The 15,574-nt window shown below is 63.4% G+C and carries 12 protein-coding genes; 10 read left to right on the top strand and 2 right to left on the bottom strand.

Annotated elements, in window-relative coordinates:
* Positions 1–9 precede the first annotated feature (9 nt).
* The 3 genes from ACQP2U_RS11195 (at position 10) to ACQP2U_RS11185 (ending at position 3,860) form a co-directional block, all read left to right on the top strand.
* On the top strand, positions 10–327 hold the full coding sequence (locus ACQP2U_RS11195; protein ID WP_433714614.1) for a DUF2563 family protein: 318 nt from the start codon (positions 10–12) through the stop codon (positions 325–327).
* Positions 324–2,225: an alpha/beta hydrolase gene (locus tag ACQP2U_RS11190; protein WP_433714613.1), complete on the top strand. Its 1,902-nt coding sequence runs from the start codon at positions 324–326 to the stop codon at positions 2,223–2,225. The genes ACQP2U_RS11195 and ACQP2U_RS11190 overlap by 4 nt, the downstream gene beginning before the upstream one ends.
* Positions 2,226–2,399: 174 nt before the next feature.
* Positions 2,400–3,860: a glyceraldehyde-3-phosphate dehydrogenase gene (locus tag ACQP2U_RS11185; RefSeq protein WP_433714612.1), complete on the top strand. Its 1,461-nt coding sequence runs from the start codon at positions 2,400–2,402 to the stop codon at positions 3,858–3,860.
* Between the two features lie 173 nt (positions 3,861–4,033).
* Here the strand turns inward: ACQP2U_RS11185 and ACQP2U_RS11180 are convergent, their stop codons facing one another.
* Positions 4,034–5,170 carry a Fic family protein gene (locus ACQP2U_RS11180; RefSeq protein ID WP_433714611.1) on the bottom strand — a complete coding sequence of 379 codons (1,137 nt, stop codon included), beginning with the start codon at positions 5,168–5,170 and terminating at the stop codon, positions 4,034–4,036.
* Positions 5,171–5,402: 232 nt separating this feature from the next.
* On the opposite strand from ACQP2U_RS11180, the gene araB reads away from it, so the two are divergent.
* From araB to mmsB, 6 genes are all read left to right on the top strand, one after another.
* Positions 5,403–7,073 (top strand): ribulokinase, encoded by a 1,671-nt coding sequence (gene araB, locus ACQP2U_RS11175; RefSeq protein WP_433714610.1) that lies wholly within the window; start codon positions 5,403–5,405, stop codon positions 7,071–7,073.
* The gene (locus ACQP2U_RS11170) at positions 7,070–7,792 is read left to right on the top strand and encodes an L-ribulose-5-phosphate 4-epimerase (protein WP_397038002.1); all 723 of its coding nucleotides are present in this window, start codon (positions 7,070–7,072) and stop codon (positions 7,790–7,792) included. The genes araB and ACQP2U_RS11170 overlap by 4 nt, the downstream gene beginning before the upstream one ends.
* 32 nt (positions 7,793–7,824) lie before the next feature.
* Complete coding sequence (locus tag ACQP2U_RS11165) at positions 7,825–9,219, top strand: L-fucose/L-arabinose isomerase family protein (protein ID WP_433714609.1); 1,395 nt, start codon at positions 7,825–7,827, stop codon at positions 9,217–9,219.
* Positions 9,220–9,234: 15 nt separating this feature from the next.
* The gene (gene chvE, locus ACQP2U_RS11160; RefSeq protein ID WP_433714608.1) at positions 9,235–10,329 is read left to right on the top strand and encodes a multiple monosaccharide ABC transporter substrate-binding protein; all 1,095 of its coding nucleotides are present in this window, start codon (positions 9,235–9,237) and stop codon (positions 10,327–10,329) included.
* A gap of 94 nt (positions 10,330–10,423) precedes the next feature.
* Complete coding sequence (gene mmsA, locus ACQP2U_RS11155) at positions 10,424–11,977, top strand: multiple monosaccharide ABC transporter ATP-binding protein (RefSeq protein WP_433714607.1); 1,554 nt, start codon at positions 10,424–10,426, stop codon at positions 11,975–11,977.
* The gene (gene mmsB / locus ACQP2U_RS11150; RefSeq protein ID WP_397038010.1) at positions 11,974–13,290 is read left to right on the top strand and encodes a multiple monosaccharide ABC transporter permease; all 1,317 of its coding nucleotides are present in this window, start codon (positions 11,974–11,976) and stop codon (positions 13,288–13,290) included. Before mmsA ends, mmsB begins: the two co-directional genes overlap by 4 nt.
* A gap of 7 nt (positions 13,291–13,297) precedes the next feature.
* Here mmsB and ACQP2U_RS11145 read toward each other — a convergent pair whose 3' ends face one another.
* Entirely contained in the window at positions 13,298–14,368 is a 1,071-nt protein-coding gene (locus ACQP2U_RS11145; RefSeq protein WP_433714606.1) for a LacI family DNA-binding transcriptional regulator, read from the bottom strand.
* A gap of 238 nt (positions 14,369–14,606) precedes the next feature.
* On the opposite strand from ACQP2U_RS11145, the gene ACQP2U_RS11140 reads away from it, so the two are divergent.
* Positions 14,607–15,566, top strand: coding sequence for an ABC transporter substrate-binding protein (locus tag ACQP2U_RS11140; protein WP_433714605.1), 960 nt, complete (start codon positions 14,607–14,609; stop codon positions 15,564–15,566).
* The last annotated feature ends 8 nt before the right edge of the window (positions 15,567–15,574 follow it).

Below are 15,574 nucleotides of genomic sequence, written 5' to 3'. Positions count from 1 at the left end.
AGGAGACGGATGTACGCGGATCTGGATCGGCTCGGGCGTGGCAGCAATCACACCGGTGAGGCAGCTGACCATGTGCACGTGGCGCGCAATCATTTACGGTCGGTGGAGATGACCGTGGGTATGTTCGGCCGGACCGAGGTCGCCGCGAATGCCGAGGTCCTCGTATCCCGAGCCCACGAACGGCATGTCCGAGCGCTCGACGATCACCATCGAAGCCTGACGTGGATCGGTGAGAACACGGCCGGAGCCGCGACCGCGCTCGATGAGGCGGACCAGGCAGGCGCCTATGCCGTGCGCCGCGGGAACACCTCCCACCGACAAGCGTGAATACGCCGAAATTGGTCGTTCTCTCGGTGTCCGAGCTGACGAAGGCCGCTGGAGGCGATCCGTGGCAGTTGCAGGATCAGTTATTGGCGGGCAAGCCGTTTCGGATCAGCAAGATGGCCGAGGCATTCCATCGAGGCGGGTCGCATGCTGGGCAGGCGGACAGTGCATTCGAACGGGCTCGTAAGCATTTTCAGGATGCGTATACCTCCGGGGACCGATCCAATGTGATCGACGATTCCGCTGTCGTGAAAGACGCCAAGGCCAGGCTGGGTGGTTCGTCGAACACACTCCGCACCATCGGCACCCACCTGGAGGAAATCGCGGCAGCCCTCGCCGATGCTCAGAATATTACGCACCATCCGATCGATGCCCTCAACCATTCGCTGACCGAACTCGAATCGGAATACTTGAAGTTTCCGCGGTTCGGGCGAGCGGACATCCAGGCTATGCGGCGCCAACAGCTCCAGTCGATAAAGAAGGCGGCGGTCGCCGCAGTGGCCGCGACCTATCGGCAGCTGAAGGGCACCGTCGCCGGCTACGAGAACCTTCTCGACGCGCGGATGAAAGAGCTCGAAAAAACCGGCTACCTTCCGCCGGTGCAACTCGACGACGCCGCCTCGAACAACGACCCGAAGGCCGTATACGAATGGTGGAAGTTGCTCACTCCTGCTGAGCAACAAGCGTTGATCACCGAGCATCCGGATGTGATCGGGAATCTCAACGGAATACCGGTCGCCGATCGCAGCGCCGCGAACATGCAGGTCATGAATGCCGACATCCACCGGGTCGAGGCAATGGCGAAGGCCAAGGGCGTGTCGGTCGCGGCGATCCAGAAAGACCCGACGAAATACGGCCTGACAGCCGATGATCTCACGCGCTACCACAATGCGATCAACGTCAAGGCCGGCCTGGACGCCTACAGCGGTCGGAAAAAGCCCGGTCAGTTCGGGCCGTATCTGCCGACCTACCTGTATGCGTACCAGCCGCTCGGGTTCGATGGAAAGGGCAGGGCCGCAATCGCAATCGGCAATCCCGACACCTCACCCAATACCGCGGTCCTGGTACCGGGAGCGAGTCAGAGCGTGCGTGCCAGCGACGCATCCGACAAGGGATGGTTCGCCGTCCAAAGCGAACAAGCGCAGAATCTGTACGCCGAATCGAACAGAGCGGACCCGAGTCATCCGACGGCGGTCCTCGCCTGGATGGGCTACGACTCGCCGACCAACGGAATCACCGCTGTGCTCAGCGGCGACCCCACCGCCGAACGTGCCGGCGGAGAACTCCTGGCCCGCGACGTCAACGGGCTCAATGCGACGCATCAGGGTGGTGCGGCGAATTCGCACATGACCGTGGTGGGCTACTCCGCCGGGGCCATCGTCACCTCCGACGCGGCAGCCGCGAGTCACATGCACGCCGACGACGTGGTCTTGCTCGGGCCAGTCAGCACCGACCAAGCGCACCACGCGGCCGACTTCCACCTGAACCACGGCGGACACGTGTACGTCGGCGAAGCGTCCAATGACCTCAACGCGCACGGCGGCCATGCGATTTTGGACGCGCACAGCCACTTGAACGGACAGGGTGGGGACGCCGACCCCACCGCACCGGAGTATGGCGCCACCCGCATCAAGGCGGAGACGCCGCCGAGCTATTCCTCACCGCTCTACTACAGCGGACAGGCCCATCTGCACTACTTCACCGCCGGCAGCGAATCACTATATGCCACAGCCGATATCACGTCCGGGAATGCCGATCAACTCGCCGCGCACCAGATGCTGGCCAGTCCCGACAAGAAGGTCCCGGCGCCCGGCCGAGCCGGATGGGAGGGCCTGGAAACGGTGCAGGAAGGCGAGACGACAGACGGCGTCGAGGATGACCACTACCACGATCTGAGATAGTGCTTCGTCAGGCGATCGATCCGGCGCTCACGCCTTTCCATTGAGTGCGCCATCCGGCAACTGTCCGCTTCTCGACAGATGCCGACCTCACAGCGGGGTAGCGGGGCCTTGTGATAGCGCGGCCACGGATAGCATCGATCTTCGTACAGATCGAGGAACGCCGAGGGGCTTGTGTTGACTACCGACCATCTTGACCGCTGGAACGCTCACGAGGCTTCGGCGGAGGCGATGATTCCGATCATTGGCAGGCTGTACCGCGAGAAGGGGGTGACCATCCTCCTGCACAGCCGGTCGCTGGTGAACAAGTCGGTGATCAGCATTCTGCGGACGCATCGGTTCGCGCGGCAGATCGAGGGTGAGGAACTTTCGGTCGAGGAGACGCTGCCGTTCCTCGAAGTGCTCAGCGGGCTTGACCTGGGGGCATGCAAGATCGACCTCGGGCGGTTGGTGATGGCCTATCGCAGCGACGATCGCGGGCTGTCGATCCCCGAGTTCACCGCGGCGGTGCTGGCCGACGTCACCGATGGCAATAAGGCCGAGCCGCAGGGGCCCCGCGACGTGGTGCTCTACGGATTCGGCCGGATCGGTCGTCTGGTCACTCGTCTGCTCATCGAGAAGGTCGGGTCCGGCAATGGGTTGAACCTGCGGGCCGTGGTGGTGCGCAAGGGCGGCGAGGGCGATCTGGCCAAGCGTGCGTCACTGCTGCGGCGGGATTCGGTACACGGACAGTTCAACGGAACGATCAAGGTCGACACCGAGAACGACACGATCATCGCGAACGGCAATGTCATCAAGTTCATCTACAGCGATGATCCGACGACGATCGACTACACCGAGTTCGGGATCAACGAGGCGATCCTGATCGACAACACCGGTAAGTGGCGTGACCGTCTTGGCCTGTCGCAGCACCTGCGTCCGGGCATCGCGAAGGTCGTTCTCACCGCGCCCGGCAAGGGCAACGTGCCGAATATCGTGCATGGGGTCAACCATCGCGACCTAGACCTCTCGGAGCAGATCTACTCGTGCGCTTCGTGCACGACCAACGCGATCGTGCCGCCGCTCAAGGCGATGGATGACGAGTTCGGCATTGTCCGCGGTCACGTGGAGACGGTGCACTCGTTCACCAACGACCAGAACCTGCTGGACAACTTCCACAAGGCCGACCGTCGCGGGCGCTCCGCGCCGTTCAACCTCGTGCTCACCGAAACCGGCGCCCAGTCCGCAGTGGCGAAGGCGATGCCGGACTTCAAGGCAAAGATCACCGGCAGCTCGATTCGCGTTCCCACACCGGACGTTTCGGTCGCGATCCTCAACCTGCAGCTCCAGCGGGAGACCACAAAGACCGGGGTGCTCGAATATCTGCGTCAGGTATCGCTGTCCGGACCATTGAGCCGCAACCTCGACTACACCGCCGCCACTGACGTGGTTTCCAGCGACTTCATCGGCTCCCGCGCGGCCTCCATCGTCGACGCCAACGCCACCATCGTCGACGGCGACACCGCGATCCTGTACCTCTGGTACGACAACGAATTCGGCTATTCGTGCCAGGTCGTGCGGACGGTGCAATACATCTCGGGCATCGAGTATCCGACCTACCCACAGCTGAACGCGCCAGCCGCCGTGGCTGCACGGTAGTTCGCGGCCCCACAACTCGGCCGAACCTGGTCGGCCATCACGGTTTTCGCGATGGTCGACCTCAGAGCCCAAGGGACACCGCCAGATGCTGATGCGGCCGAGGACCGTGGGGAAGCGCAGGCTGATCTGAGCCCATCGCCCCGCACCGAGTGGGCCACGAAGTGGCGGTGGGGTTACGCTCCGTACGGATCCGTCAGCGTCGTCGGCGTCCCGGCGATCTCCAACGCCGGTTCGGGAAATTCAGGGCCCGCAACATAGAATCGCGCCCGGGTCCGGCCGACTGGTACGAGGATTGCCCGGCGGACCAGATCACGTAGGTCCCGTTGCGCCTGTTGCACACTCAGTGCCTCGTTCTGCTCGTAGCGAGTGCGGCGTACTCGACCCGACATCGCGACATCGTGCAGCGCCGTGACCAAGCGTTCGTCCAGACCTCCACCGATCGCGAACTCCGACAGAGCGTCCCACACGCGTCCCGATCGGACGAACCGCGCGTGGACCGTCTGCGCCTGCTGGTGATATGCGGTCAGGTTGAACCGAATCCATTCGCCCACATCCTGATTCGGTCGGTACTCACTACCGCGACGCCCCAATACCTGGTAGTACTCCCAGGTATTACCCGGCCTTCCCAACCACGCCTCGATCGAGGAGAACTCCGGCGCGAGCACTCCTTCTCGCGCGATCATCAGCGTTTGCAACGACCGTGACATACGACCATTGCCGTCCGCCCATGGATGTATCGACACCAGGTGCAGATGCGCCATGGCCGCGCGAACCAGCGGATGCACTCCGTCTTCACCGTTGAGCCAATCGATGAGCTCAGCCATCAACCCGGGTACCTCCGCCGCCGCGGGCGCGGTATAGGCGGCGATGCTCGGATCGCGGGCGTCGGTCACATACGCCGGCCCGCGCCGCCACTGCCCCGCCGGCTTGCGCGCTGCGTGGCGGTGGCCCTGCAGCATCCAGTGCATCGCGTTGAGCATTCCCTTGCCATAGGCGAAGTCGTCGACATCGTGCAAGGTCTGGATGTAGGTCATCATCCGCTCGTAGGCGAGTGTCTCGTTCCGGTTCTCCTCCGAGACATCCACATCACGTTCACCGGCCATGAGGTCTTCCACGTCGACGGTGGAAATTTTGAATCCCTCGATCGAATTCGACGCCGAGATCGCATCGGCAGTCAGAAATCTCCGCAGATCCCCGGTCCGCTTCACCGGCGCTCCTTGCAGCTGATGGCGCAGTTCACCTCGCATGCTGTCTACCTCGGACAGCACACGTTTGTCGTCAGCGGTCAGCACCGGAGTCGGGAACAGCACATGTGGACAATGCCGTGACGCAATCATTACGTCAAACAGCGGTTTGGCGTTTCCGATCGGAGCATCCTCGATCCATGGCGGCCGCAGGCGACCGCCAGTGGGGGTTAGCGCCGTCGCCTGGGCTGAACTGCGCCGACGTGAGCGATCACAACTTACGAATCTGACGACTCCTTGACACGGACCAAATGTTCGCGCTAACAATGTTTGCGTTAACATTGTTAGGAGCGTCACAGTGGCGGACACGTATGTGGTTGGTGTCGACTTCGGCACGTTGTCCGGGCGGGCAGTTGTTGTCAGGGTGCGGGATGGGGCTGAGTTCGCCAGCGCGGTAAGTGAATACCGACATGGGGTCATCGATCGGACCCTGCCTGTGACGGGCGTCGAGCTGCCGCCGGATTGGGCGTTGCAGGATCCTGAGGATTACCTCGATGTCCTGCGGACGGCGGTGCCCGAGGCGCTGGCCGATTCGGGGGTCGACCCCGCGGATGTCATCGGGATCGCTACGGATTTCACGGCGTGTACGGTGCTGCCGACGCTTGCCGACGGCACGCCGTTGTGTCAGGTTCCGGAATTCGCGGAGCGTCCGCACGCCTATCCGAAGTTGTGGAAGCACCATGCGGCACAGGCGCAGGCGGATCGGATCAATACCCTCGCCCACGAACGAGCCGAACCGTGGATCAATCGGTATGGGGGCAAGATTTCGGCGGAGTGGGAGTTCGCCAAGGCGCTGCAGATGCTGGAAGACGATCCCGAGATCTATTCCAGGGCCAAGCGTTTCATCGAAGCCGCGGACTGGATCGTCTGGCAGCTGTGCGGTAGCGAGACCCGCAACGTCTGCACGGCCGGTTACAAGGGAATTCACCAGGACGGTAGCTGGCCGAGCAGCGACTACCTGGCTGCGCTGAATCCGGACTTCGCCGACTTCGCCGTCGGCAAGCTGGTCCACCCGCTGTCCCCGCTCGGAGGCCGTGCCGGAGGCCTGACCGAGCGGGCAGCGGGGTGGACGGGGCTGCGGCCCGGGATCGCGGTCGCGGTCGGCAATGTCGACGCGCATGTCACCGCGCCCGCCGCGCAGGCTGTCGAGAATGGGCAGTTGCTCGCGGTGATGGGCACGTCGACCTGCCATGTCATGAATGGCGATCACCTCGCCGAGGTGCCTGGCATGTGTGGTGTGGTCGACGGCGGAATTATCAGTGGCAGTTGGGGATACGAGGCGGGGCAGAGTGGGGTCGGCGATATCTTCGCGTGGTTTGTCGACTCGTCGCTGCCGGGGCGCTATCACGCCGAGGCGGCCGCGTGCGGGATGGACGCGCATTCCTACTTGAGTGAGCTGGCGCAGCGGCAGCGGGTCGGTGAACACGGGCTGGTCGCGTTGGACTGGCACAGCGGAAATCGCTCGGTGCTCGTCGACCACGACCTGTCCGGAGTGCTGGTCGGCCTCACGCTCGCGACGAAACCCGAGGACATCTATCGCGCATTGCTGGAGGCCACCGCCTTCGGCACCCGCACCATCATCGAAACCTTCGATGCCGCAGGCGTTCCCGTTCGTGAACTGGTGATCGCCGGTGGCCTGATGAAGAACTCGTTGCTGATGCAGATCTATGCCGATGTGACGCGGTTACCGCTGTCGATCATCGGCTCGGATCAGGGCCCGGCGCTCGGCTCGGCCATCCACGCCGCTGTCGCCGCCGGGGCCTACCCGGATGTCCGTGCCGCCGCCAAGTCGATGGGCCGGGTGCACCGCAACGCCTATCTTCCCGATCCCGACCGCGCCGCCGCATACGACGCCATCTACGCCGAATACCAAGCCCTCCACGATCATTTCGGCCGCGGCGGCACCGAGGTGCTGCACCGGCTGCGACGCATCCGTAACGACGCACGAAGGGAAGTCGCCACCGCATGAGCGAGCGCAGCGAGCGAACGAATACACAGCCGAGCCGCTCGCGAACAGTAGGCACAGCTGAGCGAGCCGTCATTACCGGGCTGCGTGAGCAACTGGTCGATCTGCATCGAGAACTACTGCGCTGGGGTCTGGTGGTGTGGACCGCGGGCAATGTCTCCGCCCGGGTGCCCGGTGAGGAATTGCTGGTCATCAAGCCGAGCGGGGTGTCCTATGACGAGCTCACCCCGAATTCGATGGTGGTCTGCGATTTCGACGGCAAGCTTGTCGAAGGCGATCTGGCACCGTCCAGCGATACCGCCGCGCACGCCTATATCTACCGGGCGATGCCCGAGGTGGGCGGTGTGGTGCATACCCATTCGACATACGCGAGCGCGTGGGCCGCACGTGCGGAACCGATTCCGTGTGCGCTGACCGCGATGGCCGATGAATTCGGCGGCGAAATTCCGGTCGGCCCCTTCGCGCTCATCGGCAACGACGATATCGGCCGAGGCGTGGTCGCGACGCTGACGGGTCACCGCTCCCCCGCCGTCCTGATGCGCAATCACGGTGTCTTCGCGGTCGGGCGCGATGCGCGTGCCGCGGTGAAGGCGGCCGTCATGTGCGAGGACGTGGCTCGCACCGTGCATATCGCGCGCCAGCTCGGTGAACCGATCCCCATCGCGCAGGCCGATGTGGACAGCTTGCACGACCGCTACCAGAACGTATACGGCCAGCACTGAATTCCGGCCGCCGACAAAGGAGTACGTCCTCGATGAACCCGAAACCACGCATCGGCCTACTCGGCATCATGCAGGCCCTCTACGACGACATGATCCCGGGCATCGCCGAGCGCCAGGACCGCTACGCCCACGATATCGCCGAACAACTCGCCGATCTCGCCGACTGGACCGTGGGACGCCCGGTCAAGGACCGGCGTGACGCCGAGGCCGTCATGCGCGAATTCGTCAATGCCGATCTCGACGGCGTCATGGTGGTGATGCTCACCTATGGCCCGGCGATGCGGGTGGCCCGGTTGTTCAACGAGAACCGACTTCCGGTGCTACTGGCCAATATTCAACCCGAGCCGACCGTTACGCCGGCCTGGGATATGGCCGATATGACCTATAACCAGGGCATCCACGGCGCGCAGGACACCGCGAATGCGATGGTTCGTGCCGACCGTCCGTTCACCGTCGTCACCGACGACTGGAAAAGCCCGGAATTCGCTGTGCGCGTCGACCGTTGGGCACGAGCCGCACGCGCGGTAACGGCATGGCGGTCGCTGAAGGTCGGCGTATTCGGCTATGCCATGAACGATATGGGCGATATCCGCGTCGACGAGAACGCGTTATTGCGGGCGCTCGGCCCGGAGATCAGTTTCGTGGCACCCGGTGACCTCTACCGGGGCAGCCAGGCGGTGACCGATGACGAGGTGGCGGCGCTGATGGCTTGGGAGGACGCCGAATTCGCGATCGATCCGGCATTGACCGGCGTGGAACGCGAAGACCACGCCAGGATGCAGATCGCCATCGAACGCATTCTCACCGACCGCGGCTACGGTGCGTACTCGACGCATTTCGATGCGATCGGCGAGGACGGCCGTTTCCAGCGGCTGCCGCTGGCCGCGGCTTCGAGCCTGATGGCCAAGGGCTACGGCTATGGCGCAGAAGGCGATGCGATGGCCGCTGCCATGGTCTACGCGGGGCATCAGCTGATCGGTGACGGCCATTTCACCGAAATGTATGCGATGGACTTCCCCTCCGACTCGATCTTGATGAGCCATATGGGCGAGGGGAATTGGCGCATCGCGCGCGACGATGAACCGGTCCGACTGATCCGGCGCGAACTGGGCATCGGCAACCTCGACGAACCGCCTACCTTCCTGTTCCGCTATCAGCCGGGGCCCGCGACGCTGGCCTGTCTGGTTTCGCTCGGCGGCGAAAAGTTCCGAATGGTGGTGGCCGAGGGTGAGGTCCTAGACAGTCAGCAACTGCCCGCACTGGAGATGCCCTACGGCCAGTTCCGGCCCGCGAGCGGCGTGCGTGCCTGCATGGATGGCTGGCTCACCGCGGGCGGTCCGCACCACCAGGTCATGAATATCGGCTACCACGCCGCCGACTGGCAGGTCTTCTGTCAGCTCACCGGCATCGAGTTCGTCCAGGTCTAGTCAAGGAGTTGTGCCATGCCCACCATCAACCGACGCGGACTCTTCGCCGGCGCCGCCGGTGTCGCCGCGCTGTTGGCCGCCGCCGCGTGTTCCGTTGAGGACAGCGGGAATTCGTCCGCGACCGGCGGCATGATCGGCATCGCCATGCCGACGAAATCCTCCGAACGCTGGGTCGCCGACGGCAACAATATCGTCAAGCAGTTCAAGGACCTCGGCTACGACACCGATCTGCAATACGCCGAGGACGTCATCGAGACACAGGTCTCCCAGATCGAGAACATGATCACCCGTGGGGTCAAGGCGCTGGTGATCGCGGCGATCGACAACAAGTCACTCACCGGTGTTCTGCAGCAAGCCAAGACCAACAAGATCGCGGTGGTCGCCTACGACCGGCTCATCCGCGACACCGCGAATGTCGACTATTACGCCACCTTCGACAACTTCAAAGTCGGCGTGCTGGAAGCCAATTACATCGTCGACCGGCTCGGTCTGCGTGATGGCAAGGGTCCGTTCTCGATCGAACTGTTCGCCGGTTCCCCCGATGACAACAACACCTACTACTTCTTCAACGGCGCCATGTCGGTGATCCGGCCCTATCTCGACTCCGGCAAGCTGGTGGTCCGCTCCGGACAGACCGCCGTCGATCAGGTGACCACCCTGCGCTGGGATGGCGCTACCGCCCAGTCCCGGATGGAGAACCTGCTCAGCGCCAATTACTCCACCTCGAATATCGATGCCGTGCTGTCTCCCTACGATGGCCTCAGCATCGGCATCGTCTCGGCCCTCAAGGCGGTCGGTTACGGCAGGGGCGATAAGAAGATGCCGGTCGTCACCGGTCAGGATGCCGAGAAGGCGTCGGTGAAGTCGATCATCGCGGGCGAGCAGACCATGACCGTGTTCAAAGACACCCGCGACCTCGCCAAACGCGCCGTGCAGATGGTCAATGCGATCTTGACCAGCGGCACACCGGAAACCAATGACACCACCTCCTACGACAACGGCGCGAAGAAGGTGCCGTCGTATCTGCTGCAGCCGGTGTCGGTCGATAAGGACAACTACCGGAAGGTACTCATCGACTCCGGCTACTACTCCGAGCGCGACTTCGCCTGACAACCGGAAGGCCCCGCATGGCCGAGTCAGGGCCCGGAGGAGGCAGCCTGCGTAACCACGGAGGGCCCCTCGGGTATGCACAGAAGGACACAGCATGACCAAGCACATTCTCGAAATGCGCGCGATCACCATGGAATTCCCGGGTGTGAAGGCGCTCGACGCGGTGGATTTCGCGGTGGCCGATGGCGAAATCCACGCGCTGGTCGGCGAGAACGGCGCGGGCAAATCCACGCTCATGAAGGTGGTCAGCGGCGTTTACCCGCACGGCTCCTACGCCGGACAGATCCGCATGGACGGTACCGATGTGGCGTTCAAGGATATTCGCGGTAGCGAGGCGGCCGGTATCGCGATCATCCACCAGGAATTGGCGCTGGTGCCGCAGCTTTCGATCGCGGAGAACATCTTTCTCGGCAATGAACGGCTGCGCGGCTTGACCGTCGACTGGCAGGAGACCAATCGGCAGGCGATGCTGCTGATGCGGCAGGTCGGTCTCGTCGAGGATCCCGAAACCCTGGTCGCCGCTCTGGGTGTCGGGAAACAGCAGCTCGTCGAAATCGCCAAGGCGCTGTCCAAACAGGTGCGATTGCTAATTCTCGATGAACCGACCGCCGCGCTCAATGAGACCGACAGTGCGAGCCTGCTCGCGCTGCTGCGGCAACTGCGCGAGCAGGGCATCACCTCGATCCTTATCTCGCACAAGCTCAATGAGGTTTTGGCTGTCGCGGATTCGATCACCGTGCTGCGCGACGGCCGGACCATCGAGACCCTCGATGCGAAGGCCACAGAAGTCACCGAGGATCGCATTATCAAGGGGATGGTCGGGCGCGATCTCGACCATCGGTTTCCGCCGCGGGAGGATCCGCGGATCGGCGAGGTGTTCTTCGAGATCGCCGATTGGAATGTCGACCACCCGACCATTGCGGATCGCCGGATCGTGCGGGATGCGGCGCTGAATGTGCGGCGCGGTGAGATCGTCGGTATCGCCGGGTTGATGGGTGCCGGGCGCACTGAGTTGGCGATGAGTGTTTTCGGCCGGTCCTACGGTCGCAATATTCGCGGCACGATTCGCAAAGATGGTGCGGTACTGAAGGTTTCGTCGGTGCATGACGCCATCGGCGCGGGGATCGCCTATGTCTCGGAGGACCGTAAGCAATACGGATTGATCCTCGACGAGGACATCCGGCGCAATATGACCCTCGCCAATCTCCCCGCGGTATCTCGGCACGCCGTCATCGATACCCACCGCGAAATCGTCGAAGCCGAGCGCTTGCGCACCCGACTGACCGTGAAGACGCCGACGGTATTCCAGAAGGTGGGCAACCTCTCCGGCGGGAACCAGCAAAAGGTCGTGCTCGGCAAATGGATATTCACCGAACCCGATCTGCTGATCCTCGACGAGCCCACCCGCGGTATCGACGTCGGCGCCAAATACGAAATCTATCTGATCGTCCAGCAGCTCGCCGCCGACGGAAAAGGCGTGCTGATCATCTCCTCGGAACTGCCGGAACTACTCGGCCTGTGTGACCGCGTCTACGCGATGAGCCAGGGCCGCATCACCGGTGAATTACCGAAACACGAAGCCACACAGGAGGCTGTCATGAAACTGATGACACGCGGAACCGCCGCAGCCGAGGCGGTACCCGAATGACATTGCTGGATAAGCTCGAAGACGACGACTCCACCGAGGTCATCGCGAAGGCGGTCGAGCAGAAACAGGTCGGCGCGCTCGCGGCCCTTCGCCGCACCCTGCGCGGCAATGTGCGCCAATACGGCATGATCGTGGCGCTCGTGGTGATCACGCTGTTGTTCCAAATCCTCACCACGGCAAAACTTTCCGACGGCGTCAGCCTATTGACGCCGCTCAATGTCACGAATGTCATCCTGCAGAACGGCTACATCCTGGTGCTCGCCATCGGGATGATGCTGGTGATCATCAACGGGCACATCGACCTATCGGTCGGATCCCTGTGCGCACTGGTCGGCGCGGTAACCGGTATCGCCATCGTGCAGTGGCACTGGCCGTGGCCGCTAGTCGTGCTGGCGGCCGTGGCGATGGGCGCGGCCATCGGTGCGTGGCAGGGGTATTGGATCGCCTACGTCAAGATTCCGGCATTCATCGTCACGCTCGGTGGCATGCTGCTGTTCCGTGGTCTGGCGCAGCTGGTACTCGAGGGCCAGTCGATCGGCCCGTTCCCGCAGGGCTTCGTGAATATCGCGGCCGGTTACCTCCCGAATTGGCTTCCGCTGCATGCCGTTCAATTCGCGGGGTTCAACGGGATCGCTATTCGGTTGCGTGTCGGTGAGCTGAATGGATTGACATTGCTCATCGGCGTGCTCGCGGTGGCCGCCCTGGTGTGGTCGCAATGGCGGGTGCGGCAACGCCGTCGTTCCTACGGTCTGCCTGCCGGACCGCGCTCGCTGTTCATCGCGAAGTCGGCGGCGCTCGGTGCGGTCATTCTGGCCTTCAGCTTCGTATTGGCGTCCTACAACGGGATTCCGATTATCGGCGTTATCTTGATCGTGTTGATCGTGCTGTATTCGTTCGTGATGAACCGCTCGGTGATCGGGCGTCGGATCTACGCCGTCGGCGGCAATGAGAAAGCCGCACAGCTGTCCGGAGTGAATACCAAGGCCAATACGTTCTGGGTTTTCGTGAATATGGGTGTGCTCGCGGCGCTTGCGGGTGTCATCTTCGCGGCCCGGCTCGGCGCGGCGACGCCGAAGGCCGGACAGAACTTCGAACTCGATGCTATTGCCGCGGCATTCGTCGGTGGCGCGTCGGCCAGCGGCGGTATCGGCACGGTCGTCGGCGCGATCGTCGGGGCGTTGGTGATGGGTGTGATGAACAACGGCATGTCGATGCTCGGCGTCGGCAGCGACTGGCAGTTGGTCATCAAGGGCCTGGTACTGCTGGCCGCGGTGGCATTCGACGTCTACAACAAGAAACGCGCGGCGGCCTGAGCCCGCATCACCGCTGGGCCGGTGCCGCCGTACTGTCGCGCGTGACCAACGTCGGCAGCACCGACGGCGATGCCGGTTCGGCGGTGGCACCGTCGAATTCCAACAGCCGCAACAACATCTGCATACTGCGGCGACCCACCTCGTCGAAGTCCTGCCGGATGGTCGTCAACGGCGGCGAGAGGTAGGCGGCCTCCGGAATATCGTCGAAGCCGACCACCGAGATGTCGGCGGGTACCCGGATGCCGCGTTCGGTGAAGGCGCGCAGCATGCCGAGCGCCATCTGGTCATTGGCCGCGAATACCGCGGTCACATCGGGTTGCGCGGCGAGCAGGAGGCCGGCTTCATAGCCGGAGTGGGCACTCCAATCACCGCCGATCAACGGGGGAATCGGTGCCCCCGCGGCCTCCAGCGTGCTACGCCAGCCTTCGGTTCGGTCGCGTGCCTCCAGCCAGTCGCTGGGACCGGCGAGCTGCCATACCGTGCGGTGTCCCAGATCGAGCAGGTGTTGCACGGCCAGCCTGGCACCCTCGACCTGATCCACCGAAACCGACGGCAAGCCGCTGTCCTGGCCGGCCTCGACCGCGACGGCCAGCAGGCGTTCGGGCAGATTGTGCAGTGCCGCCGCGGCGGCCATCTGCGGGGCGATGACGATGATCCCGTCTACGCCCTGATCGGCCAGACTGTTCGCGGCCGCCAATACACTGGAGCGGTCCACCGTCTCCAAGGCGAAGATGCTGACACCGTAACCCGCTGTGCGAGCGGCACGTTCGATGCCGAGCAGGGTGCACGCAGGTCCGTACAGAATGGTGTCGAAACTGACCACGCCGAGCATATTCGAACGCCTGCTGACCAGTCCCCTTGCCATGGCATTGGGGCGGTAGCCGAGTTGTTCGACGGCGCGCAGCACCCGCTCACGGGTCTCCGGACGCACATTCGCGCTGCCGTTGAGCACCCGCGAGACGGTCTGATGGGACACTCCAGCGAGTTTGGCGACATCGGTCATCACCGCCGGGCGCGCAGCCGTCGGCCGAACCGCCGTTGAGGTATCCCCGGCGGCAAATCCGTCCCTGTCCCTCACATCCACCTTCCAAGCGTCGTGCCGAATATATTGTCCCGGTTCCCCCAGGTTAACGCTCACACCGCCGATGACCGCAGCATGACCCGAACTGCCGTGCCGACCACGACAACCGATTTCCGGTAGTCGCCACCAGATTACGGACGCCAGAGCTCTTGACTAGAAGAATGTGAGCGCTAACACTATCAGGACTACCGCACCTCGGTGCAACACGTTTCACAATGCAAGGGAGAGCCTGATCGTGTTGAAGAGGCTTCTGATCACCGCCAGCGCACTTGTTATCACCGCAGCAACAGCCGTCGGCTGCGGCAGCTCGGGAAGCGACCAAACCGTACTCGGGTTCTCCCAGGTAGGCGCCGAAAGCGGTTGGCGCACCGCGAATACGAAATCCATCCAGGACGCCGCTGCCGTGGCTGGCATCCAGCTGAAATTCGCCGACGCCCAACAGAAACAGGAAAACCAGATCAAGGCGATCCGCACCTTCATCCAGCAGCGTGTGGATGTCATCGCATTCTCCCCGGTCGTCGCATCCGGATGGGACACCGTCCTGAAGGAGGCCAAGGACGCCAAGATTCCGGTGATCCTCACCGACCGCGCGGTCGACTCGGCCGATACGTCGCTGTATGTGACCTTCCTCGGCTCGGATTTCGTCGAAGAGGGCCGCAGGGCGGCGAATTGGCTCGTCGACGCGACCAAGAATTCGACTGACACCGTGAATATCGCGGAGTTGCAGGGCACCACCGGATCCGCGCCCGCGACCGATCGGAAGAAGGGTTTCCAGGAGGTTATCGGCGCCGACCCGAAGTTCAAGATCATCGCATCGCAGACCGCGGAATTCACCCGCGCCAAGGGCAAAGAGGTCATGCAGGCATTCCTGGCCGCGCATCGGGATATCAACGTGCTGTACGCGCACAACGACGATATGGCGCTCGGCGCGATCCAGGCGATCGAGGAGGCCGGGTTGAAGCCGGGTAAGGACATCAAGATCATCTCGATCGATGGCACGCGCGATGCCTTCCAGGCCATGGCCGACGGCAAGATCAACGTGGTCGTCGAATGCAATCCGCTGCTCGGCCCGAAGCTGATGGACATCACCAAGGATGTCGTGGCGGGGCGCCCGACGCCCAAGCGGATCGTCACCGATGAAGGCGTCTACACCCAGGACCAGGCCGCCGCCGCGCTGCCAACCCGGACATACTGAGCCGGAGC

Origin of the sequence: Nocardia sp. CA-084685 (assembly GCF_050955785.1) — a bacterium.
Classification (GTDB): Bacteria; Actinomycetota; Actinomycetes; order Mycobacteriales; family Mycobacteriaceae; genus Nocardia.
Note: the sequence above shows the minus strand (reverse complement) of the source record. Positions and strands in the feature narration are given on the sequence as shown.

What these genes read in the sequence shown, in the direction of transcription:
- ACQP2U_RS11195 (WP_433714614.1), top strand. Translation starts at nt 10, where the DNA reads ATGTACGCGGATCTGGATCGGCTCGGGCGTGGCAGCAATCACACCGGT.
- ACQP2U_RS11170 (WP_397038002.1), top strand. Translation starts at nt 7,070, where the DNA reads ATGAGCGAGCGCAGCGAGCGAACGAATACACAGCCGAGCCGCTCGCGA.
- ACQP2U_RS11165 (WP_433714609.1), top strand. Translation starts at nt 7,825, where the DNA reads ATGAACCCGAAACCACGCATCGGCCTACTCGGCATCATGCAGGCCCTC.
- chvE (WP_433714608.1), top strand. Translation starts at nt 9,235, where the DNA reads ATGCCCACCATCAACCGACGCGGACTCTTCGCCGGCGCCGCCGGTGTC.
- mmsA (WP_433714607.1), top strand. Translation starts at nt 10,424, where the DNA reads ATGACCAAGCACATTCTCGAAATGCGCGCGATCACCATGGAATTCCCG.
- mmsB (WP_397038010.1), top strand. Translation starts at nt 11,974, where the DNA reads ATGACATTGCTGGATAAGCTCGAAGACGACGACTCCACCGAGGTCATC.